The 23,781-nt window shown below is 46.8% G+C and carries 18 protein-coding genes and 2 pseudogenes; 5 read left to right on the top strand and 15 right to left on the bottom strand.

Annotated features, from left to right (window positions below):
• Positions 1 to 70: 70 nt before the first annotated feature.
• The 3 genes and pseudogenes from SOHN41_RS07770 to SOHN41_RS07760 all read right to left on the bottom strand — a co-directional run bounded on the left by SOHN41_RS07770 (position 71) and on the right by SOHN41_RS07760 (position 5,601).
• The gene (locus SOHN41_RS07770; protein ID WP_007647453.1) at positions 71 to 1,084 is read right to left on the bottom strand and encodes a patatin-like phospholipase family protein; all 1,014 of its coding nucleotides are present in this window, start codon (positions 1,082 to 1,084) and stop codon (positions 71 to 73) included.
• Positions 1,085 to 1,320: 236 nt separating this feature from the next.
• Positions 1,321 to 3,277: pseudogene (locus SOHN41_RS07765) on the bottom strand (TonB-dependent siderophore receptor).
• 532 nt (positions 3,278 to 3,809) lie between these two features.
• Positions 3,810 to 5,601: pseudogene (locus SOHN41_RS07760) on the bottom strand (acyl-CoA dehydrogenase C-terminal domain-containing protein).
• Positions 5,602 to 5,831: 230 nt separating this feature from the next.
• On the opposite strand from SOHN41_RS07760, the gene SOHN41_RS07755 reads away from it, so the two are divergent.
• Positions 5,832 to 6,680 (top strand): D-hexose-6-phosphate mutarotase, encoded by an 849-nt coding sequence (locus SOHN41_RS07755; RefSeq protein ID WP_007647439.1) that lies wholly within the window; start codon positions 5,832 to 5,834, stop codon positions 6,678 to 6,680.
• Between the two features lie 121 nt (positions 6,681 to 6,801).
• On the opposite strand, the gene SOHN41_RS07750 is transcribed toward SOHN41_RS07755, so the two are convergent.
• From SOHN41_RS07750 to yceD, 10 genes are all read right to left on the bottom strand, one after another.
• The gene (locus tag SOHN41_RS07750) at positions 6,802 to 7,677 is read right to left on the bottom strand and encodes an NAD(P)-dependent oxidoreductase (RefSeq protein WP_007647437.1); all 876 of its coding nucleotides are present in this window, start codon (positions 7,675 to 7,677) and stop codon (positions 6,802 to 6,804) included.
• Between the two features lie 307 nt (positions 7,678 to 7,984).
• Positions 7,985 to 8,464 (bottom strand): acyl-CoA thioesterase, encoded by a 480-nt coding sequence (locus SOHN41_RS07745; RefSeq protein WP_007647435.1) that lies wholly within the window; start codon positions 8,462 to 8,464, stop codon positions 7,985 to 7,987.
• A gap of 272 nt (positions 8,465 to 8,736) precedes the next feature.
• Positions 8,737 to 9,975 (bottom strand): beta-ketoacyl-ACP synthase II, encoded by a 1,239-nt coding sequence (gene fabF / locus SOHN41_RS07740; RefSeq protein ID WP_007647433.1) that lies wholly within the window; start codon positions 9,973 to 9,975, stop codon positions 8,737 to 8,739.
• Between the two features lie 208 nt (positions 9,976 to 10,183).
• The gene (acpP, locus tag SOHN41_RS07735) at positions 10,184 to 10,417 is read right to left on the bottom strand and encodes an acyl carrier protein (RefSeq protein WP_006081231.1); all 234 of its coding nucleotides are present in this window, start codon (positions 10,415 to 10,417) and stop codon (positions 10,184 to 10,186) included.
• A gap of 163 nt (positions 10,418 to 10,580) precedes the next feature.
• Complete coding sequence (gene fabG / locus SOHN41_RS07730; RefSeq protein ID WP_007647410.1) at positions 10,581 to 11,327, bottom strand: 3-oxoacyl-ACP reductase FabG; 747 nt, start codon at positions 11,325 to 11,327, stop codon at positions 10,581 to 10,583.
• Positions 11,328 to 11,336: 9 nt separating this feature from the next.
• Positions 11,337 to 12,263: an ACP S-malonyltransferase gene (fabD, locus tag SOHN41_RS07725; RefSeq protein ID WP_007647408.1), complete on the bottom strand. Its 927-nt coding sequence runs from the start codon at positions 12,261 to 12,263 to the stop codon at positions 11,337 to 11,339.
• Between the two features lie 90 nt (positions 12,264 to 12,353).
• On the bottom strand, positions 12,354 to 13,313 hold the full coding sequence (locus tag SOHN41_RS07720; RefSeq protein ID WP_037458426.1) for a beta-ketoacyl-ACP synthase III: 960 nt from the start codon (positions 13,311 to 13,313) through the stop codon (positions 12,354 to 12,356).
• Between the two features lie 9 nt (positions 13,314 to 13,322).
• Entirely contained in the window at positions 13,323 to 14,351 is a 1,029-nt protein-coding gene (gene plsX, locus SOHN41_RS07715; protein WP_007647403.1) for a phosphate acyltransferase PlsX, read from the bottom strand.
• Between the two features lie 15 nt (positions 14,352 to 14,366).
• A complete protein-coding gene (gene rpmF / locus SOHN41_RS07710) occupies positions 14,367 to 14,537 on the bottom strand; it encodes a 50S ribosomal protein L32 (protein WP_006081226.1) in 171 nt (56 codons plus the stop codon).
• A 17-nt stretch (positions 14,538 to 14,554) separates the two neighbouring features.
• Positions 14,555 to 15,079, bottom strand: coding sequence for a 23S rRNA accumulation protein YceD (yceD, locus tag SOHN41_RS07705; protein WP_007647384.1), 525 nt, complete (start codon positions 15,077 to 15,079; stop codon positions 14,555 to 14,557).
• A 265-nt stretch (positions 15,080 to 15,344) separates the two neighbouring features.
• On the opposite strand from yceD, the gene SOHN41_RS07700 reads away from it, so the two are divergent.
• Positions 15,345 to 15,929, top strand: a complete 585-nt coding sequence (locus tag SOHN41_RS07700) for a Maf family protein (protein WP_007647383.1) — start codon at positions 15,345 to 15,347, stop codon at positions 15,927 to 15,929.
• Positions 15,930 to 16,103: 174 nt separating this feature from the next.
• Here the strand turns inward: SOHN41_RS07700 and SOHN41_RS07695 are convergent, their stop codons facing one another.
• Together SOHN41_RS07695 and rluC are read right to left on the bottom strand one after the other, a co-directional pair.
• Entirely contained in the window at positions 16,104 to 16,841 is a 738-nt protein-coding gene (locus SOHN41_RS07695) for an HAD-IA family hydrolase (RefSeq protein ID WP_007647381.1), read from the bottom strand.
• A 44-nt stretch (positions 16,842 to 16,885) separates the two neighbouring features.
• Positions 16,886 to 17,848, bottom strand: a complete 963-nt coding sequence (gene rluC, locus SOHN41_RS07690; protein ID WP_007647379.1) for a 23S rRNA pseudouridine(955/2504/2580) synthase RluC — start codon at positions 17,846 to 17,848, stop codon at positions 16,886 to 16,888.
• 596 nt (positions 17,849 to 18,444) lie between these two features.
• Between rluC and SOHN41_RS20620 the strand changes: the two genes are divergently transcribed.
• From SOHN41_RS20620 to SOHN41_RS07675, 3 genes are all read left to right on the top strand, one after another.
• Entirely contained in the window at positions 18,445 to 18,591 is a 147-nt protein-coding gene (locus SOHN41_RS20620) for a hypothetical protein (RefSeq protein ID WP_037458423.1), read from the top strand.
• A complete protein-coding gene (gene rne, locus SOHN41_RS07680; protein WP_420705320.1) occupies positions 18,564 to 21,803 on the top strand; it encodes a ribonuclease E in 3,240 nt (1,079 codons plus the stop codon). The genes SOHN41_RS20620 and rne overlap by 28 nt, the downstream gene beginning before the upstream one ends.
• A 148-nt stretch (positions 21,804 to 21,951) precedes the next feature.
• Positions 21,952 to 23,511, top strand: coding sequence for a SulP family inorganic anion transporter (locus tag SOHN41_RS07675; protein ID WP_007647373.1), 1,560 nt, complete (start codon positions 21,952 to 21,954; stop codon positions 23,509 to 23,511).
• Positions 23,512 to 23,781 lie beyond the last annotated feature (270 nt).

Below are 23,781 nucleotides of genomic sequence, written 5' to 3'. Positions count from 1 at the left end.
ATCCCGCATCCCACAATATCAGCCTTAAAATCGCTTAAGCACATTTTAAGATTTAAAGGCAGACAAATACCTAGGCTGATATAGCAATAGGGGCATATTGACTACCCATAGGCTCTGAATTGGGTTGTTGCCACAGCTGCTCGGCTAGAAATGCCATTCCCGCCTTCACCCCTTGCTGATAATCAATCCGTAAATCCGCATCTGTGCTGCCTAATAGCTTACTCTGCAGGGGTTCTTTCGCAAAAATTTGCACAATTTCAACATCCTCTGGCGGATTGGCAATGAAGTCTAACTCGGCTTGATAGGCTTGCTCATGCTGTACCAGATAATCAATAGTTTTGGGGCAAAAACCGGAAACACAGATCCAAGACTTGAGCTTATGCACCCAAGCCGACTGCGCCTGAAAATCCTCGCTCACAGTACGGATCACCACAATTTTCCGGGCACCACGACGATAGGCCTCACACACAGGTAAAGGCGCAGCTAATCCACCATCGAGGTAAAAATCCGGCGCCGACTCGGTAATAACTTCTGCGCTATTCGATGGAGCCATTCCTAGCCAAGGGGTTAATTTCACCCCTTGTTTATACAAAAATGGCAATGCGCTGGAGGCTTTAAGCAATTCGCGCCACTGGCTTTTACTGCTTGGACTAAAAAAATATCCCTTGCGATTACTGGCATTGGTGGTGGTGATCAGTAGCTGCCGATGACCGAGTGAGGCTGTCGCCACGTTAAGATCTAATTTAAACCTCCCTTGTCGCGTCTGCTCAAAATACCAATCTAAATCGACCACGTTACCGCCGACTAAGCCGCGACCGAGTCGATAGAAACGTTTATGACGCGACAAACCGCGGATCAAACGTTTGGCATAACCCTTTTGACGGGCCAAAAAGCTGCTGAGATTCTGTGAGCCTGCAGAGGTACCGATAAATAAATCAAAGGGATCGAATCCGCCATCAAGCCAAGCATCGAGCACGCCTGCGGTAAAAATGCCGCGTTGCCCACCTCCTTCTGCAATCAAGGCCACCTGTGGGCTAGCATTAGATTGAGCGTCTTTGGAGGCTAAGTGGCTGACGGCGTGCATAGTAAAACCTTATCGAATAATTCATATAAGGCGAGTCTAAACAAGCTAAATGAGAAAGGATAACGGATAGAAGCTATCATCTTAATAGGAAAATACTATTAAGCTAGTGTGTAAGCATTAGCCGGTGATGATAACGACAGCAAATACTGGCAGAAATAACGGCAGTGATGAGCAAAGGTTTAACAGGTTAGCTTGCTCGTCATCCTTAACGAACAAGCTATTTTCACATCAATGCATTAAAACTTATGGCTCAGTTCTAGGGTGATATTGCGTGGTTCACCGGGGAAATGACCATTACGCTCACTAAACCCACTGACGGCATATTCTTTATCGAAGATATTTTTAAGATTTAAACGAATTTGGGTTTGGTCCCACTCTGTTGTCCAGCTCATATCAAAAATCGTATGGGGCTTGACCCTTTGGCCATCGAGGCTGAACTGCTCACCCACATAATCCATGCCAAAGGCAATCGCCGAATCGAGTGCATTGATATCGTAACGGGTCCATATTCCCGCTTGATGACGCGGCGCATTGGCAAAGTGCTTACTATCAAAAGTGTTTGTTAAACTGTCATCAGCCACCCCTTTAACCACTTCTGTCTCGTTATAGGCATAGTTTGCAGTGATTGTCAGATCCTCGGTTAAAATCCCCCACCAGCGTCCATTCAATGCCTTGGCTGCGCACTTCACCCAGATTAAGCATTGCAGGAATACCATCATCGTCACCCGTGTCTAAGGGATTGGCTTGAGCCACATTTTGTTTTTCAATTCGATACACTGCAAGCGTGGTCATAAACTGGCCATCAAGCCAATCATTCTTCATCCCAAGTTCAACTTGATTACCCGTTTCTGGATCGAGGAAACCGTCAGCAATATCTTCCGCTTGATCGGCTAAAGAAGCTGGCTTAAAGCTTTCTGAGTAATTCAAATAAAAGGACATTGAATCGATAGGGCGATAATTAAGCCCTGCTCTTGGTGTTATCGCATTGTCGCTAAAGGAGAAACCCGTTTTTTTATCATAGTCATCAAATTGGCTGAAACGCAGACCTGCGATCAACGACCATTGTTCATTAAAGTGCAGATGTTCTTGCACATAAACGCCATAGCGATTAGCACGGGTGCCATCGGTATTTTTATCTTGCAGCGTATAAGAACTAGGGTCCGTTTCACCATAGTTAAGCTCAAAGATATTCAGGTTGCCGACGCCAGTTTTATCGGTCGCCAGCTTGTATTGGTATTCGGTTTCAACGTAGTGATAATCGCCGCCGAACAGGAATTCATGTTCAAAACCTAACGCATCGAATGCATAGACAAAATCATTGGTTAAACTAATTTCATCATTAGCACGTGCTTGTACGCGGTATTCACGCTTAATGGTGCCATCAGTGCTGTTGGCTTTACCGTCACCATTCACATCGACCCATCCACGGGACTCGTGATACTGCTGATCGGACTCATTATTTAAATAACGAATTTGAGTTTTAACGGAAAAATCATTACTAAATTGATGATCGAGAATCGCTTGTAACACCAAAGCATCCATTTTTTGGAAATCGCTTTTCTCGTTGGCATTATATGAAGGGTCAACAAGGAAATTCCCCGCATCATCCACGGGCACGCCGCGCAGTCGATTTCCGCCTAAATCCTGTTTGATCAGATCAAATGTGGTCGTTAATTGGGTATCATCACTGATTTCGTAGAGTAAGCCACCCGCCACTTCGGCATTCATGCTATCGGCATTGTTACGAAAGCTATCTTCCTGTTGATAATATGCGCCAATGCGATAGGCGAGATCTTGGGTTAAGCCACCAGTGAAATCCAGTGAGCCCCCCATCATATCCTCGCTGCCGGTGCTTAATGTCAGCGCTTTACTCTCGACAAAGGTTGGTTTTTTCGTGACATAGTTAATCATACCGCCGGGTTCACCACCGCCATAAAGTGCCGATGCGGGGCCTTTTAACACTTCAACCCGCTGCACATTAAAGAGTTGCGGCACAGAAAACCCCGAATAGGGATCGCCCCTTACCCCATCATAAAAGACGTTGGCATCGTCACGGAAACCGCGAAAGGTTACGCCGGAATAACTGAACTCACTCACACCCGCGATAGAACGGTATAAATCGGTAATATTGCGTGCCGCTTGATCATCAATCAATTGTTCTGTTAGCACTTGCACCGACTGCGGTAACTCCATCACATTAATGGCAGTCTTAGTGCCAATCGTCGTTTCTTTATCGACGTACATTTGCATTGCTCGGCCATGTACAACGATGCGTTCGGGCACCACCAACTTAGCTTCAGGTTCAGAGGCGTCATCACCAGAAATAACAACATCAGACAGCACAGTATCTGCTCGAGGGTCGGTGTCATTTTTTTAATGGTTTGTCGGTGGCAAACACCGAAGAGTGTTGGGCTAAAGCGAGTGCGATTAACGAATAGGCGAAACGAGATTTCACAAAATACCCCAAAATATCGAGCAAACCTGCGGCTTACCCATGTCATATTCAATTTGTCGTCATTATAAAGCCTGATGCGAATATGACAATGATTCTCATTTAAATTTACATCCATGGGGTTTTGTTACAATTGTAAAGATAAGATTGACGTTAAATACTCCATTCTCGCCACGTACGGAGCACTCCCTTGTCGATAAAAAAACAGTGAAACTCTCAATAAAAAAGCCAGCACGATAATGCTGGCCCTTAAGATGTTTTAAAAAAGCTAAGTTAAAAAATGCTTTCATCAAGGGATGTTAGCAACTCACTCGACTGCTCGATTTGCTTACGCAGACTGCGACCTTGCACCGCCCAGTAAGCCATATAGAAATCGGCAGTTTTTAATTTAGCTTGGTAAAACGCGGTTTCTTCAGTGCCCTGCTCCAGCGCAGCTAACGCCACCGCGGCACTTCTGGCCCACATCCACGCCAGTGCAGTCACCCCAAATAGCTCTAGATAAGCCATTGAAGCGGCACCGATAATGTCAGGATTGGTCACCGCCTGTGAGGCTAGATAACCACTGGCCTTTTGCAAATCGCCTGCACAATCCGTTAAACCACTCACATAGGGTTGCATCGCCGCATTCGTGCTATGCGATTGAATAAACTCAGTCACTAAGGCCGACCATTGCAGCATCGCCGCGCCGCGGTCGCTAAGCAACTTACGGCCCACTAAATCCAACGCCTGAATGCCGTTAGTGCCTTCATAAATCAATGCAATACGGCAATCACGCACAAATTGCTCCATGCCCCACTCATGGATATAACCATGTCCACCAAAGACTTGCTGGGCATCGACACAGGCATTAAAACCACGATTGGTGATAAAACCTTTCACAATGGGCGTAAACAGGGCCGCTAACTGAGATGCGACCTTAGCCTTGGCGGGATCGGTATGACGCTCAGCTTCATCGAGCCATAGCGCTTGCTGCCCCACTAAGGCTCTTGCACCTTCATTAAAGGCTTTTTGCGAGAGCAACATACGGCGCACATCGCCATGAACCAAAATCGGATCGGCGGCTTTTTCAGGAGATTTGGCACCGCTCAAGGCACGGCTCTGCAATCTGTCTTTGGCATAGGCCAGTGCATTTTGATAGGCAATCTCAGACACGCCTAGCCCTTGCACACCCACCCCTAAACGCGCTTGGTTCATCATAGTAAACATGGCACGCAGTCCTTGGTGTGGCTCGCCAACAAGCTCGCCCAGCGCACCTTCAAACACCATCACACAGGTTGAGTTACCGTGAATGCCCATCTTATGTTCAAGGCCACTGGCATATAAAGTGTTCGGCGCGCCTAAGCTACCATCACTATTCACTAGAACCTTAGGTACGGCGAACAGAGATATCCCCCTTCACACCTTCCGGCGCATCCGGCAAACGGGCTAATACGAGATGCACGATATTGTCGGTAAGTTGATGATCGCCTGATGAGATAAAAATCTTCTCCCCGGAGATGGCAAAAACGCCTTCAGATACAGGCACGGCTTTAGTGCGAAGTAGGGCTAAATCTGTGCCGGCGTGGGATTCGGTCAAATTCATTGTCCCAGTCCATTCACCGCTGACCAATTTACTCAAATATTTTTGCTTGAGTGCGTCACTGCCATGGGTATGAATAGCGGCATAAGCACCGTGGGTTAAACCTGGGTACATGGCAAAGGCCATGTTCGTTGCCGTTTGCATTTCCGTTGCGAAGATGCCCACCACTTCGGGCAAACCTTGCCCACCAAATTCGGGATCGCAGGTCAACGTCGGCCAGCCATTATCAACAAACTGCTGATAGGCGTTAGCAAACCCCTCCGGCGTCATCACCTTACCATCTACCAACTTACAACCCTGCAGATCGCCCACGCTATTGAGCGGCAGCATGACTTCGGTACTAAAATCGGCCATACCTTGCAGAATTGCATCGACCAGATCTGGATCGATTTCATCGAACCCCTTGAGTGCATCTTGCTGATAAATGTGTAACATTTCATCGAGGATAAATTGATAGTCGCGCAGCGGCGCTTGATAGACTGGCATAATCGCTTCCCTTTTCTCGTTAGACTGCAACTCAACTAAGTGCTCTGACCACTTTAGCTAAATCTGTTGAAAAAGGAAGCTCTAGAGCCTAAGAACAATGACTTTTGTTTACACAATCGAACAGCAAAATCGTAAATTGATCGCAACAAAGCCTTATGTTATAGCGGAAAACTTTGTAAGCTAACGGCCTGTTTTTCTGATATGCCAGCAGAGTTAAGGATATTGCTACTATGGGTTCTGTCACTACTAAAAAGCACGCTAACGGGCTCGATTATGTCGAGGTCAACACGGCGTTATGTCAGGCAAGAATTTTTTTGCAGGGCGCGCAAATCGACTATTTTCAACCCGTAGGAAAACCACCTTTGCTGTGGGTTTCATCGGCTGACGATTATCAACCCGGTAATGGGATCCGTGGTGGCGTGCCCATCTGTTGGCCTTGGTTTGGCATGAGTCATGAAGCGAACTTCCCCCAACACGGTTTCGCCCGCACTCGCATTTGGACGCTGGCATCGGTAGAAATGCGCAATCAGTTAGTGGATTTACGTTTTAACTTAAAGATCAGCGAACAAGATAAAATCTATTGGCCACATAACACTGAAGTCTGCGTGCTATTTACCCTAGGTGACACCCTAAGCATTAGCCTTGTGAATAACAACCTAGGTGATGAGACCGTGACGCTTACCCAAGCACTACACAGCTATTTCCCGATTGAGGATATCCACCAACTCAGCGCCAGTGGTTTTAGTGGCTCAAAATACATTGAATTTGCAGAAGGGCCCTATCCGCAAACTACGGATGAAGTGCTATTTGATCGCGAGACAGATCGTGTCTATACCGATCTCGGCCCGGTTCAGTTACTGCATACACCGCAGGGGACAATTGAAGTCAGCCGCGAGAATAGCCAATCCGCCGTATTATGGAATCCATGGATTGAAAAGTCACAACGCCTTAGCCGGTTTAATCCAGAGGATTATCTGACCATGGTCTGCCTAGAAGCGGCCAATGTATTAGAAGATAAAGTCGTACTCGCCCCAGGAGAAAGCCACCGCTTAGTGACCCATATTCGCTGGAAAGAGTAACGTTAAATACGTCTAGTCAAAAACAATACAAACAAAAATGCCCAGTTCTATACACATAAGACTGGGCATTTTTATTACTACGAAACCCAAGTTTTTATAACAACGAAATTTGAGATAAAAGTTACTTTGCCGATTTTTCTAAGCGGGCCAGCAAGCTAGAAGTATCCCAACGATTGCCCCCCATGCCCTGCACTTCTGAATAAAATTGATCGACTAAAGCGGTTAATGGCAAGTGTGAACCATTGCGACGGGCCTCTTCTAGGGTAATACCTAAGTCTTTACGCATCCAATCGACGGCAAAACCAAAATCATAGTTCTGGCTCCACATCGTTTTATAGCGATTTTCCATTTGCCAGCTTTGCGCCGCGCCTTTACTGATCACTTCAATCACTTTCTCGCCATCGAGGCCCGCTTTACGCGCAAACTGTAGGGCCTCCGCCAAACCTTGCACCACACCCGCGATACAGATTTGGTTCACCATCTTAGTTAACTGGCCTGCGCCCACCTCTCCTAAACGCTCTGCGCAGCGGGCAAAAGCTTCAATCACAGGTTTAACACGGGCAAACACGACCTCATCGCCACCGACCATCACAGTCAACACTCCATTTTCAGCGCCCGCTTGACCGCCAGACACAGGCGCATCCAGAAAATCGATACCTTTTTCGGCTAACACTTGATGCAGCTCACGGGCGACATCGGCCGAAGCCGTAGTATGGTCAACTAGGACTGCGCCCTTTTGCATGCCATGAATAACGCCATCACTCCCTAATACCACTTCCCGCAGATCGTTATCATTGCCCACACAGGTAAACACAATATCTTGGCCTATTGCCGCCTCTTTGGGCGTTGGGCAGCAGCGGCCACCATAGGTGTCGACCCAAGTTTGCGCCTTAGCAAAAGTGCGATTATAAACAGTGACCTCATGGCCTTTGTTCAGTAAATGCCTCGCCATGGGATATCCCATTACGCCTAAACCAATAAATGCGACTTTTGCCATGAAGTGATCCTCAAATAGATAAACAAGGTGAATCAATTAGAAATTGCTGAATCGAGTTGTGTTTCATCTGCCCAATATGTTACCGCTAAAACCTCAATAACAAATACTAAAAAAGTGCCAGTAAGTGTTTCAATCTATAGGTTCAATTGAGGATTTTAATTTAGGGAAATAGGCCGTGAAAATAATGGCGGCAGTTTAACATTCATCCCGCATAGCGTCAGGTTGAAATCGGGCCAACAGGAAAACGCACTTTTCGGCACAGACAACAAAGGCGCCATAAGCGCCTTTGTTGATTCAATCTATACGACTATTTCACCACATGGGCTTCCATTTCGGCGCCAATTTTTTTACGCATTTCCATTAAGCGCAGCGCTGAATCGCGCAAATGAATATCGTGTTCGGTCTGCGGTATCCACTCAGGCACTGGCGTGGGTTGGCCGTTTTCATCCACGGCCACCATGATGACAATACAATGGGTGGTGAGATGACGCTCAGAAACCTTAGGATCGCCCGCCCGCACATCGATACCGATATGCATAGAGGTCTTGCCCGTATAAATGACTTTGGCGCTGACTTCGACTATGTTGCCCACTAAGATGGGTTGCACAAAACGAATACCGCCAGCATAGGCGGTGATACAATATTTACCGCTCCAACCCGCTGCACAGGCGTAGGCTGCAAGATCGATCCACTTCATCACTGCGCCGCCGTGGACCTTACCACCAAAATTGACATCCGCAGGCTCCGACAAAAATCTCAGGGTACTTTGCCTATCTATACCAGCCATATAACCTCAACTTATTTAGCCTCTGTGGCTCAATGTTTTCGTGCAATAAGCTGAGTTTACGATAGAAATACCTCTTAGCGTAAAAATAATTGCGATTAACCTCGCCAAAGAATTCGATTTAATTAGAGTCACTAGTTATCCCACAGGAAAAGAGCATGCTTGGCATGTTTTGAACAAGCAACCACTAGGTATTATTTGATAGAGTCGGAAGTCTGCGCCTGTCCATAAAAAAATGCGCCCAAAGGCGCATTTTTTATCGAGCTAACCGCAGTTTAGACTTTCTTAAACAGCAATGAGCCGTTGGTACCACCAAAGCCGAAGGAGTTACACAATGCGTAATCTAACTTCACATCACGGGCGGTATGGGCAACGAAGTCTAAGTCACAGCCTTCATCTGGATTATCCAAATTGATGGTCGGTGGCACGGCTTGGTCGCGTAGTGCAAGCAGGGTGAAAATGGCTTCAACCGCGCCGGCAGCCCCTAATAAATGACCCGTCATAGATTTAGTCGAACTGACGAGCAAGTTATATGCATGGTCACCAAATACCGACTTAACCGCTGCCGCTTCGGCTTTATCGCCCGCAGGTGTCGACGTACCATGGGCATTGATATAACCAATGTGCTCCAGTGATAGCTTAGCATCATGAATGGCATTGACCATAGCCGCGGCCGCACCCGCACCATCACTTGGTGGCGATGTCATATGGAAAGCATCGCCGCTCATACCAAAACCGACTAACTCGCCGTAAATCGTCGCGCCGCGCGCCTTAGCGCGTTCGTACTCTTCCATCACGATCACGCCAGCGCCATCACCGATCACAAACCCATCACGGTCTTTATCCCATGGACGACTCGCTGCGGTGGGATCGTCATTACGGGTCGACAACGCCTTAGCTGCACCGAAACCACCGACACCGAGTGGACAAGTCACATCTTCGGCACCACCGGCAACCATGACGTCCGCATCACCATAAGCAATAGTACGCGCCGCAAAACCGATATTGTGAACGCCTGTAGTGCACGCCGTCGTGACGGCAAAGTTAGGCCCAGTCATGCCATACATGATCGACAGGTGGCCCGCGATCATATTGATAATGGTACTCGGCACAAAGAACGGCGATATTTTACGAGGACCACCATTGATCAAAGCGCTGTGGTTTTGTTCAATCAACCACATACCACCCATACCCGCACCGATAGCGGTACCTACTCGGCTAGGATTTTCCTTGCTCATATCCAAACCTGAATCTTGGATAGCTTGGATGCCAGCCGCCATACCGTATTGGATAAAGAGATCCATCTTGCGGGCGTCTTTTTTGGTTAAGTACTGCTCTACATCAAAATCTTTTACTGAGCCACTGAAACGAGTTGTAAACTCACTGGCATCAAATTTGGTTATCGGTGCAATACCACTCTTCCCCGAAAGCAAAGCCTTCCAAGAAGTATCGACTGTATTACCCACGGGAGTCACTAACCCCAAACCGGTTACCACTACACGACGTTTAGACACGGCAGTCACCTTTTGAATGCTAAATAGATTAAGTTATGACAGAGAAATGCGTTTCTATCATGGAAATTGTTCGCCAATCTGCGGCGAGCATCTCATGGATAAATATTAAACGGGATCCAGAGACGATTGAATGGCACTACTGCAGAGTTTAGCGGGGATAAAACAAAAACAGGCGGCATATTTGCCGCCTGTTCTCAAGAATTCAGAATTACTGATTCTTAGAAACGTAATCGATCGCTGCTTGGACAGTAGTGATCTTTTCAGCTTCTTCATCAGGGATCTCGGTATCGAACTCTTCTTCCAGAGCCATAACCAACTCAACAGTGTCCAGAGAATCTGCACCCAGATCGTCAACGAAAGATGCCGCTGGTTTAACGTCTTCTTCTTTAACGCCCAGTTGCTCTACAATGATTTTCTTTACACGTTCTTCGATGTTGCTCATTAGTTTTCTTTCCTATTCAAATTACGCACTTGCGTAAGATTGCGAGTAGTTTATTAGATTTGGCTGACAATGCAAGCTTAGTTTTCGTGGTCTAACCACGAAATTTTGCGACCCATTGATACAGATCACTACTCAGTTGCGACAGTATCCCTGCCATCCGCCCTTAAACCATGTACATTCCGCCATTCACATGCAAAGTTTCGCCTGTGATGTAAGCGGCAGAATCCGAGGCCAAAAAGAGCACTGCATTGGCGATTTCTTGCGCCTGCCCTAATCGTTCCATCGGAACCTGAGACATGATAGCTTTTTGCTGATCTTCGGTCAGCTCATCAGTCATATCGGTCTGGATAAATCCAGGAGCGATAGCATTAACCGTAATTTGACGAGATGCAACCTCTCTTGCAAGAGATTTTGTAAATCCAATCAAACCGGCTTTTGCTGCCGAGTAGTTAACCTGACCTGCATTACCCATAGTGCCTACCACTGAACCGATATTGATGATACGGCCGAAGCGCTTTTTCATCATGGTACGCATTACAGGTTTTGATAGTCTGAATAATGATGTCAGGTTGGTATCTATGATATCTTGCCATTCATCATCTTTCATTCGCATCAGCAAATTATCACGGGTGATACCCGCGTTATTGACTAGAATATCAACATCACCCGCTTTTTCTTTGATCGAGGCGAATAAATCGGTGATTGATTGACTATCTGTGACATTAAGCACTAAACCAAAACCTTTGTCACCCAGATATTCTTGGATTGCTGTGGCGCCCTTCTCACTTGTTGCAGTTCCAACCACAACCGCACCCGCTTCGACTAATGTTTCAGCAATAGCGCGGCCAATACCACGGCTCGCACCAGTGACTAGGGCCACTTTACCGGTTAAATTCAAGCTAAAACGCATACAAACTCCTTACTCAGTTAATGCTGTAAATGAAGCAACATCATTAACTGCTTGGGCAGAAAGTGATTTATTAATTCGTTTTGCAAGTCCCGTCAATACTTTACCAGGACCACACTCCACCAGTTGAGTAATACCTTTCTCGGCCATCAGCTCAACGGTTTCGCTCCAACGGACAGGACAATATAACTGACGTACTAGGGCATCTTTAATGTCGGCAACCGCAGTGGGTGATGCCACATCGACGTTATTGATAACCGTAATTTTAGGCTCATTAAACTGCACATCGTTTAACGCTACCGCTAATTTGTCTGCGGCAGGTTTCATCAATGCGCAGTGTGATGGCACACTTACGGGCAGCGCAACGGCCATTTTGGCGCCAGCCGCTTTACATGCGGCGGCAGCGCGTTCAACCGCGTCTTTTTGACCTGCGATCACCACTTGACCAGGACTATTGAAGTTAACTGGACTCACCACTTCGCCTTGTGCAGCTTCGGTACAAGCATTGGCAATGCCATCATTATCCAGACCGATGATCGCGTACATAGCCCCCGTTCCAGCAGGAACAGCTTGTTGCATCAGTTGGCCGCGTAACTCAACCAGCTTAATCGCGTCTTTAAAATCCATGACTCCGGCACACACTAAAGCCGAATACTCACCTAAACTGTGCCCTGCAAGCATAGCAGGCATGGCCTTACCCGATGCAACATAAGCACGCCAAATAGCAACGCTTGCAGCCAAAAGTGCTGGTTGGGTTTTATCGGTTTCATTTAAGGTTTCAACGGGACCTTGCTGAACCAATGCCCACAGATCATAACCTAAGACCTCACTCGCCTCGGCAAAGGTTTGCCCGACAACGGCGTGTGATTCGGCAAGCTCGGCTAACATGCCTAGAGTTTGCGAACCTTGGCCAGGAAATACAAAAGCAATATTTTCCATATTCAAATTACCTATGGCGAACTTAATTTATTGAAAATGACTTACGTCTCTAAGATAAACATAAGCTTATGTCACTTAGATGAAAAAAGTTTAGAAACGCACTAACGCGCTGCCCCACGCAAAACCAGCACCAAAGGCTTCGAGCAGCAGTAATTGTCCTCGCTGAATACGACCATCACGCACGGCCTCATCGAGTGCAATGGGCACAGAGGCAGCAGAGGTATTGCCGTGTCTCGCTAAGGTCAATACGACTTTATCTAAACTCATATCGAGTTTTTTCGCTGTGGCGTTAATGATACGGAAATTTGCTTGATGGGGTACTAACCAGTCAATTTCTGACTTGTCGATATTATTTATCCGCAGTGTTTCAGTCACCACATGGGATAATTGAGTGACGGCCACTTTAAAGACATCATTACCTTTCATGGTCATAAAGCCGACCGCTTCAGAGGTTTCGCCTTTACGCGGGGGGAAAGCACATTTCAATAGGTCGCCCTGGCGACCATCGGCATAAATGTGGGTAGAAATAATCCCAGGTTCGTCGGATGCACCGATAACGGCAGCACCAGCCCCATCACCAAACAGGATAATAGTAGTGCGGTCCTCTGGCTCACATAGACGAGACAGCACATCCGCACCAATCACTAACACTTTTTTAGCGGCACCGGTTTTAACGAATTGATCGGCGACTGAAAGTGCATATACAAAGCCCGAGCATGCTGCCGCAATATCAAAGGCCGGAATAGTGTGAACCCCAAGCATAGCTTGAATTTCACAGGCAGCGGCCGGAAAAGCATTTGCCGCACTGGTGGTGCCACAAATGATCATGTCTAAATCTGATGCATCAATGCCCGCCATCTCCAGCGCTTTTAATGCCGCTTGATAGCCCATAGTAGAAACGGTTTCATCGAAGGCCGCAATGCGGCGTTCAGAGATACCCGTACGTTCAACAATCCATTGGTCAGTGGTTTCCACCATTTTTTCCAAATCTTGATTGCTACGCACCTGCACTGGTAGATAACTACCAGTTCCGAGAATTTTTGTATGCATAAGGAGGGATCAGTTATTTATATCTAAAAGAATCGACTCTAAACGATCTCTTATCATTTCAGGGAGTCGACGTTGAGCTTCAGTCACTGCCAAACTAATTGCTTGTAAATAGGCAGTTTCATCCGCATTTCCATGGCTTTTTACAACTATTCCGCGCAATCCTATCAGACTTGCTCCGTTATAGTGGTCGGGGTTCATCTGGCTGAGGACCGCCTGAATGCGTGGGGCGATAAGTTTTGCCAAAAAACGCACGAATAAACCTTGGGTTAGTCCCCGTTTTAACTGATGTACCAATAACTTGGCAATGCCTTCAGAGGTTTTAAGCGTGATATTACCCACAAAACCATCACAAACGATGACATCCACATTACCGGAATAGATTTCATCTCCTTCGATAAAACCTGTGTAGTTGATCTGATCGGTGTTTTGCAGAATCTGCGCCGCTTGCTGAACTTGATCGTTCCCCTTAATCTCCTCAGTACCGACATTGAGTAAAGCCACCTTGGGGCGAGATTTTTTATCCACCGCTTCACAGAGCACTGAACCCATCACGGCAAATTGAAATAAGGTCTCGGAATCACACGAAATATTCGCACCTAAGTCCAGTAAATAGACGGGCTTTTGGGTGACTGCGGGTAAACAGCTAACAAGCGCAGGCCTATCCACACCCGGCAAGGTCTTTAATAATACCTTTGCCATAGCCATCAGCGCCCCCGTATTGCCAGCACTGACACACGCGGCCGCACGCTCATCTCGCACTAATTCGATGGCTAGGCGCATGGAACTTTTCTTGCGAGTACGTAAAGCATGCACGGGTCTATCCGTCATACTGACGACTTCATCGGTATGGATAACTTCTATACGGGAAAGTAGTAAAGGCTCAGCTTGGCGCAAGTAGACATCAATTTCAGTCTTATCACCGACTAAAATGATTTTAAGAAAAGAGTGTAATTTTAGTGCCCGCAAGGCTGCAGGCACTGTGACGTGGGGGCCATGATCGCCACCCATCGCATCTAACGCAAGCGTCAGACTCGTCATTAGGAAACCAACAAATTACTTGTTGATTACCTTTTTACCGCGATAGAAGCCATCTGCAGTCACATTGTGACGCATATGGATTTCACCGCTGGTAGCGTCTACAGACAGCTGAGCAGTGCTCAGTGCGTCATGTGAACGGCGCATACCGCGCTTTGAACGAGATTTTTTGTTCTGTTGTACAGCCATTGGCCCTGTCTCCTAGATTACTTGCTCTTCAGTTTTTCTAACACTGCAAACGGATTTGGACGCTCCTCTTGAGCGGGTTCGATCTCGCCTACAACTATGTCTTTAGATCCCATATTGCAATCAATTTCTTCATGCATAGGGATTATCGGCATAGCGACTATCAATTCATCTTCGATCAATTGATGCAGACGTACTTCGCCAATTTCATTGCACTCAATTGGGTCATACGCATCCGGGAGCTCATCGATTTCTGCCTTAGTCCGGCATGGACCGAAGCAAAACTCGACCGTAACCTCAGTGGTAAATAGTGCCATGCAACGTTGACATATCAGAGTGAGCTCCGTCACAGCCTTCCCTTTCAGGTAGACTATCCCCTGTAAATCCACGCCACATTCAATCGACACTGCCACATCGGAACAGTCGCCGGCACATAACTCATTTAATCTTTTCAATTGCTGCCCAGGCACTATCCCCAGATAAGTGAGACGGCTTGAGGCGGCGCGAATTGGATCAATTGAAACCGGTATCTTTACTGTTTGCATAAGGCGCGCATATTATAGTTTGAAAACGCTAGAGTCAAAGAAAAATTTCTAACTTAAGTCCCAGTCGGCAACTTAAGTTCTTCTCCAGCCCCAACATTGAAATTAACGGAAGCGAAATTTTACCCAAGCAAGCGAAGGCATACAAGCGTAAGCCGCCTAAAATAGCGACATTCATCGAAAAGAAACACCGAAATACGAAAAGCTTGCACTTTCTCACCAAGATTCGCGACAATAACCGCCTATTTAAGCTGTGGACAGGTCCAATATGCCCCCCCACTTAGTGTTAGCATCAACCTCTGTGTATCGACAAGCATTACTGCAAAAACTGGGGTTAGCCTTTGAATGTTGTAACCCCAATATTGATGAAACACCAAAGATGGACGAGTCTGCGCAGGCCCTAGTACTACGGCTCGCACAAGCTAAAGCCCTTGCTGGGGGTGAATATTTCCCCGATAGCCTAATTATTGGCTCAGATCAGGTCGCCGTTATTGATGACAAAATTATCGGTAAACCCCATCATTTTGATAATGCCGTCGCGCAGCTCACCCAGGCCTCTGGCAAGGCCATCACCTTTTATACGGGTCTTGCACTGTATAATGCCGCAACGGGCACTATGACCGCCGAGGTTGAACCCTTTACGGTTCATTTCAGGCACCTAAGCCATGCACAGATTGTCTCTTATATAGAAAAGGAAGAACCCTATTACTGCGCGGGCAGTTTTAAAAGTGAGGGTTTAGGCATTGCACTATTTACACAACTCGAAGGTCGCGATCCCAATACCTTAGTTGGCTTGCCACTAATCTTACTGACTGAAATGCTGCTAGCCCAAGGAGTAGACGTTCTCGCTTAACACGCTTATACGTTTGTTTAAACTTTGTTCGCTCAGTTTATTGAATCGATAAGAGCACTAAGAAATATCGAGCCGCGGAGTCGTTTTATCGACGAGAAGCTAAGACGTACATAAAGGCCATAGGGCAGTCTATTCCCAGCCATGTATTATCACTTTAGCATCACAATAGCAGTGCTAGAGGTATTGCAATAGTTGCTCAGGAGAATCAATCAAGGCGATAGGTTTTGCCTGCATCAACTTTTCGGCACTGTGGGCGCCATAGGTCACGCCAATACTATCAATTCCGGCATTGCTCGCCATGGTCAAATCCAGCAGCGAATCCCCCACCATCAAGGCACGGTTAGGGGCAATATTCAATTCTTTCAGCAAACTTGAGATCATTTCAGGATGGGGTTTGCTGTGCACTTCATCGGCGCAGCGTGAGGCAATAAAGTATCGACCTAAGCCCGTTTGCTCAAAGACGCGATCAAGCCCCGCACGGGCCTTACCTGTTGCAACGGCTAATTGATAGCCTTGATTATGTAAGTCATCGATTAACATGGGCGTTTGTGCAAAGAGCGGCGTTGGCGTGGTGTCTAAACGTAAATACTGTGCTTTAAATTCGGCGCGCATCTGTTGATATTCATCATCTTCGCCTTGGCTAAATTCATTTTTAGAGTGCAGACACTGGGAATATACTGAAGAAGCGCTGAAATTGAGTCCCTGTGGAAACAGAACTCGCAGCGCTTCTGTCATAGAAAGACCGATGATATCGCGAATGTCACTTTCGGTTGGGACAGGTAAAGTGAGCGCCCTCGCCATATTTTCAATACAGACGATGATTTTACCTATGGAGTCCATCAAAGTGCCATCCCAATCGAAAATCACTAAATCATATTTTCTGGCATCAAATCGCTTAGATTGAACTCTCATAAAACATCATCGTCCGTAATATATAAAATGTATATTTAACCGTTTTAGACGCGTTTAAGCCTGCTCAGAACCAATGACAAATTATCATCTAAGGGCGCAGATACCCGCATCACTTCATCGTTTTCAGGGTGAATAAACATCAATTCAGCGGCATGCAAAAATAAACGCTCGAGTCCAAGTGCACGCATACTATCATCGAACCCCTGCTCGCTATACTTTTCATCACAGGCAATAGGGTGACCTGCATATTGGCAGTGTACACGAATTTGGTGAGTTCGGCCCGTAACAGGACTCGCTTGCACTAATGTACAGCCTTGATAGCGTTGAACAATTTTAAAACGGGTTTCAGAAGGTTTACCTTCAGCGTTCACACGCACAATACGCTCACCGGATTTTAGCGTGATCTTCAGCAGAGGTTGTTTAACGACTTTATCCTGTGCTGACCACTCCCCTTTCACTAAGGCTAAATAGTCCTTTTGCATCTTTTTGTAGCGCAGTTGATCGTGCATATGCTTGAGTGCACTGCGTTTTTTGGCAACAAGTAAAACACCCGAGGTGTCTTTATCGAGGCGATGCACTAATTCTAAAAACTTTTGTTGTGGTCTTAACGAACGCAGCGCTTCAATAACACCGTAATCGACACCACTACCGCCATGCACAGCGATGCCCGCTGGCTTGTTAAGCACAATTAAATGATTATCTTCATGTAAGATACGATCTTCGAGCTGCGACACTTTACTCAAATTAGCTGAAGGTGCGGTGCGATTATCCGGCTCAGCCACTCTCACGGGAGGGATACGCACTATATCGCCAATCTGCAACTTATACTCAGGTTTAATCCGTTTCTTGTTAACCCGCACCTCGCCTTTACGGACGATGCGGTAGATCATGCTCTTAGGCACGCCCTTAAGAGCCGTCATTAAAAAGTTGTCGATTCGCTGTTCGAAATGATCTTCATCGATAGTGATCAATTGAACCTGTTGCTGTGGGGTGGATACTGTATTCATGATGCGCCATCTGACTAAAACGGTCGCCATTGTACAACAACTGAGAAGAATTGTGCCTTTCCATTGCTGAATTTTTTGATTATTGCTATATTTCACCAGCGATTAGGGATAAGCAGTGAATAAAGTGTTCACAAGATCCTAATCCCAAGCGAAAAGTTTCTCGGATAAAAAAACATTTTCTTGATAGCAACTCATTGATTTGCAAATCGTATATTGAGTAAAAATACCACAAATGCGTTTTTTACGATTAAATCGAGAAAATCACCTTGTTTTGACGAGGTTTTCCTAGAGCTTTTCTCCCCGATTTCGAACAATATTTTAACTTGTCGTCAGACAAACCGATTCGACTTGGGCATTACCGGAACGAAACTAAAGAATTTATGGGGTTGGTTGATGTTTTACAACGAATTCCTTGTTTTTGTAATCATTAAAAAATAAGCCATAAATAGGATGCGACACGCAGCGACTGCGTCTAACAGTAATGCGCACCTTGCCTAGCCACACCAGCCGTGAGGCTCAGTCGACCACTGCTAGGCCCGTAATGCAGCGAAACGCGATTGTTTGATGACCTCTATTTAAAGAAGAATGACGTCATCATGAAACGTATGTTAATCAATGCGACTCAATCAGAAGAGTTGCGTGTTGCCCTTGTCGATGGGCAACAACTGTATGATCTTGATATTGAAAGTCCAGGTCACGAACAAAAAAATCCAATATCTACAAAGGTAAAATTACCCGTGTAGAACCCTCTTTAGAAGCCGCTTTCGTCGATTACGGTGCCGATCGTCACGGCTTTTTGCCACTGAAAGAAATCGCCAGAGAATATTTCCCTAAGGGATATTCATTTCAAGGTCGCCCCAATATTAAGGAAGTGGTCAGTGAAGGACAGGAAGTTATCGTCCAAATTGACAAGGAAGAACGCGGCAATAAAGGTGCGGCATTAACGACTTTTATCAGTTTAGCGGGTTCTTACTTAGTCTTGATGCCAAACAACCCACGTGCAGGCGGAATTTCCCGTCGTATCGAAGGTGATGAGCGCACCGAATTAAAAGAAGCGATGGCCGATTTGGAAGTCCCTGCAGGTATGGGGCTAATCGTTCGTACTGCGGGTGTTGGTAAAGAATCTGCCGAATTAAAGTGGGACTTAAAAGTTCTGCAACACCACTGGGCTGCAATCACTGAAGCAGCGCAAACTAAGGGTGCTCCTTTCTTAATTCATCAAGAAAGTAACGTAATCGTTCGCGCTATTCGTGACTATTTACGCCGTGATGTCGGCGAAATCCTTATCGACCACCCGCGTATTTTCGAAGAAGCTAAGCAACATATCGCCTTAGTTCGACCAGATTTCGTTGAGCGCGTAAAACTTTATGAAGCCGAAGTGCCGTTATTTACTCACTTCCAAATCGAATCTCAAATCGAATCAGCCTTTCAACGTGAAGTGCGTCTGCCATCTGGCGGTTCGATTGTTATTGACCCAACCGAAGCCTTAACCTCAATCGATATCAACTCTGCCCGCGCGACTAAAGGCGGCGATATTGAAGAGACAGCGCTTAACACTAACCTCGAAGCCGCCGATGAAATTGCCCGCCAATTACGTCTACGTGACTTAGGTGGTTTAGTCGTTATCGACTTCATCGATATGACGCCCGTGCGCCATCAACGTGAAGTGGAAAACCGTTTACGTGATGCAGTGCACCACGACCGTGCTCGCGTGCAGTTAGGTCGCATCTCTCGTTTTGGTTTGATGGAAATGTCCCGTCAGCGTCTGCGGCCCTCTTTAGAAGAATCCGCAGCGCACATCTGCCCTCGCTGTCATGGCCAAGGCACGATTCGTAGTACAGAGTCTTTAGCACTGTCGATTTTACGTTTGATGGAAGAAGAAGCCATCAAAGAAAACACCTCACAAATCGAAGCGATTGTGCCTGTGGATGTGGCCGCATTCTTGTTAAACGAGAAACGCAAAGCCATTCGCATTACAGAGCAACGTCACGATGTCGAAGTGTATGTGATACCCGACGCGCACATGATGACGCCGGATTACCGCGTGATCCGCCACCGCAGCGATGATGAAATCAGCGAATCTAGCTACAAGCGTATTGAGCAGCCAGAAGCCAAACTGTATGAGCCACGTAAACTGGAACGTACCGCAGCGCCTATTCCTGCATTAAAAGGTTTCGCAGCACCGCAGAAAGTGGAACAGGCGCCATCGCCAACGGTGAAAGTTGAAGCGCCACAACCAGGTTTATTCAGCAAGTTAGTTAGTGCGATCAGCGCCTTATTTGGTTCAAGCGAAAAATCTGAACCAGTAAAAACCGTCGAAACCAAAAACACCGATGCCAATGCGACCAATGCGAATCGCCGCAATCGTCGTAATGACACCCGTCGTTCACGCACTGGCCAAGATGCCGATAAGGCCAAAGACGGCACCCGTGAGCCACGTAATCGCAATCCTAAGAAGTCTGCCGATGCTGCGGTCAGCACGAGCACTCAAGAACGCCCAGTTCGCGAGAAGGAAGAAACCGCTAAACGTCCAGCGAAAGCTGAACCTAAGCCACGTGTACAAGCACCAAAAGACGTGGTTGCCGACGTTGAAGCTGATGCACCTAAACAAGAAGTCGCCCGTGAACGTCGTCAACGTCGTAATATGCGCCGCAAAGTGCGTATCGACAATGGTAACAACATGCCAGATAGCGAGCTTCAAGAAGAGGCCCTGTTAGCTGAAGTCGCGGCGGTTAATGCCACTGTGGCAGCAGAAATAGCACAGGATGTGCCAGCCGAAGTCAAAGCTCCCCGAGCACGTCGTCAGCCACGTAAAGAAACTGCCCCGGCGAAGGACGTTTCCGACGTTGTTGCAGAATTCACCGAGACTCAATCTAATGCGACTGAAACCGCTGCAGCGAGTATCGATGATACGGTTAATACTCCCGTCATGCTCTTAGCATCAACAGACGGTGCGGTGGAAACCAAAGCCGATGTTGAGCTTGCCGTTGATACACAAGCAACTGAAACCGACTCGGATAATATCGACGCTGAAGAAAAAGCCAAACGCGAATCCCGCGATGGACAGCGCCGTAGCCGTCGTAGCCCACGCCATCTACGTGCTGCTGGTCAACGTCGCCGCCGTGATGAAGATGAGCAAGGAACTTCCGTACCAGCCCAATTCATTCCTAACGATGAATTAGGTGCTGACCAAGAGTATCCAAGCGAAGTTGCCAGTGTTCGTGTAGAAGCGCCCGTTGTTGCAACTAAAACAGATGCCGTGGTTGAAACTCAAGCCACTGCTACACACGTTGAAGTCGAAATGGCACAAGCAAGCGAAGCTCCTGCTGTTGAAGCTCCTGCTGTCGTAAAAGTTGAAGCGAAAGCTGAAGCGCCGGCAAATGACGTTACAGCAGTCGAAACTCAGCAAGTTGAGACTAAAGTCACTGAAGCGAAAGCGGAAGACCTAACGGTTGAAATGAAAGTTGGAGTTGCGCCAATCGCTGAAGCTCCAGTCGCTACCTTTGTAGCAGAAACCGAAGCGGTTAAGGCCCCTGTAGTTGAAAGCCCTGCGGTTACATCAGTAGCACCAAAAGTCGAAGCCACTGAAACTGCTGTAGAGCCAAGCGTTGCACCGAGTATTGAAGTTAAAGAAGCGGTTAAAGCAACAGCCTCTGCCCCAATGGCAAAACCTGCTGCTATCGTTAAGCCTCAAGCTACAGTGCAAACGGCCCCAACGACAGTTAATCCGCAAATCACGGATGCCGTCACTGATGCTGTTGTTGTCAGTAAGCCTAAAGCAGCCAGTCGCTTTGGGGCTATGGTGTCGTCGGATATGACTAAACCTGTCGTTGAAGTGAGAGCCCAGGTTGAAGTGCCTAAGGGACGTGAATACGACACAAATGCAACCGATGAAGCCTCTGTACCTAAGGTAAAACGGGCTAATAGCGCGGAATCGGATATGGCTCGCCCGTAAACCTTTCCGCCCCCCAAAAAGCCATGCAACTGCATGGCTTTTTTATTTTCAAGGCTGAATTAACGTACATTTAAAGTGTAGATTAACCGCATATTTTGATAGTATTCGCGGCTTATTTTTGCAACAACAATTGAGTAACAGAGGTTCCATGTTTGATCTCATTCGCCACAAAACGTCTAGCCATAAAGCCGATGTGCTTTCTGGTTTAACAGTCGCACTCGCCCTTATTCCTGAAGCGGTTGCCTTTGCCTTTGTCGCCCATGTGGAACCTATGGTTGGACTTTATGCCGCCTTTATCATGGGACTTATCACGGCACTGATTGGTGGTCGCCCTGGAATGATTTCAGGCGCCACTGGAGCGATGGCGGTCGTGATGGTCTCCCTTGTGGTGGAGCACGGCGTACAGTATCTTTTTGCCGCAGTGGTACTAGCGGGACTGTTCCAAATTGCAGCGGGCGTATTTAAACTCGGTAAATTTATCCGCATTGTGCCCTATCCTGTGATGATAGGCTTTGTGAATGGGCTTGCGATTGTGATTTTCTTAGCACAGCTTGGGCAATTTAAGGTCAAGGATGCCAGCGGCAACTTAGTCTGGTTGCCACAGGAACCATTAATGTTAATGTTAGGTTTAGTCGCTCTGACAATGGCCATTATTTATTTTTTACCTAAGATCACCACAGCGGTACCTTCATCATTAGTCGCTATTCTGGCTGTGACGGCAATGACGGCTGGCTTAGAGCTCGACACCCGTAACGTATTGGACTTTCTAAAAACCATGAGTGGCGATGAGCATGCGACTATTGCAGGCTCATTACCGAGTTTCGCCATTCCTATCGTCCCATTTAATTTCGAAACCTTGTATATCATCTTGCCCTACTCATTCATCCTTGCGGCGGTTGGGCTCATTGAATCACTACTGACGCTGACCGTTATCGATGAAATGACGAATACCCGCGGACGCAGTAATAGAGAGTGTGTTGGGCAAGGCGTAGGCAACATCACCAGTGGTTTCTTTGGTGCCATGGGTGGCTGTGCCATGATTGGCCAGTCGATGATTAACATTAATTCAGGCGGACGCGGCAGATTATCTGGCATTACTGCTGCTATCGCACTGCTGATTTTTATCTTATTTGGTGCTTCTTTCATTGAGATCATCCCATTAGCAGCGCTAGTCGGGGTGATGTTTATTGTGGTACTCGGCACTTTCGAATGGGCTAGCTTTAAATTTATGGGTAAAGTGCCAAAGCATGACGCCTTCGTTATCGTGCTAGTGACTACAGTCACTGTCTTTACCGATCTTGCCTTTGCAGTCTTTGTCGGTGTTGTCGTGTCAGCACTGGTATTTGCTTGGCAACACGCTAAACACATTAGTGTCAATGTGAACCAAAATTCACAGGGCTGGAAAGTGTATGAACTCAATGGGCCGCTATTCTTTGGCTCAATTGCCAACTTTTTAGAATTATTCGATGCATCCCAAGATCCTCAGGATGTAGTTATTGATTTCAAAAACTCTCGTGTAGCCGACCACTCGGCACTAGAGGCAATAGATACGCTGGCTGACCGCTATGTTCATGCTGGTAAAAAATTGCACTTAATCCATTTAAGTGCCGACTGTAAAGCGCTGTTGAGGAAAGCTGGCGATCTTGTCGAGGTCAATCTACTTGATGATCCACACTATAAAGTCGCAGATGATAAACTCGATTCATAAACGCTAATATTTTGTATGACTTCAAAGCCTGAAATGTCTTCAGGCTTTTTTATTTGCGTCATTTTATCACTTTATTCCATTCTGCCTAGGGCATGTTGACATTTTGGTCGCTCTGGCAAGCGAGTAATCGCGAAATAAAGAGCGAAGTGTATCATTCTGCTCATATGACGAGTGGCTCGTATAACAAAAAAGAGTAAGAGCTTGGCTAGGCGCCCCCTTAGAGCAGCCTTTCTGCTGCGTTCGTGTCCGTTTATGTAGATAACTACACTG

Source organism: Shewanella sp. HN-41 (assembly GCF_000217915.1).
Lineage (GTDB): Bacteria > Pseudomonadota > Gammaproteobacteria > Enterobacterales > Shewanellaceae > Shewanella.
This window is presented reverse-complemented; position numbering and strand designations above follow the sequence as displayed.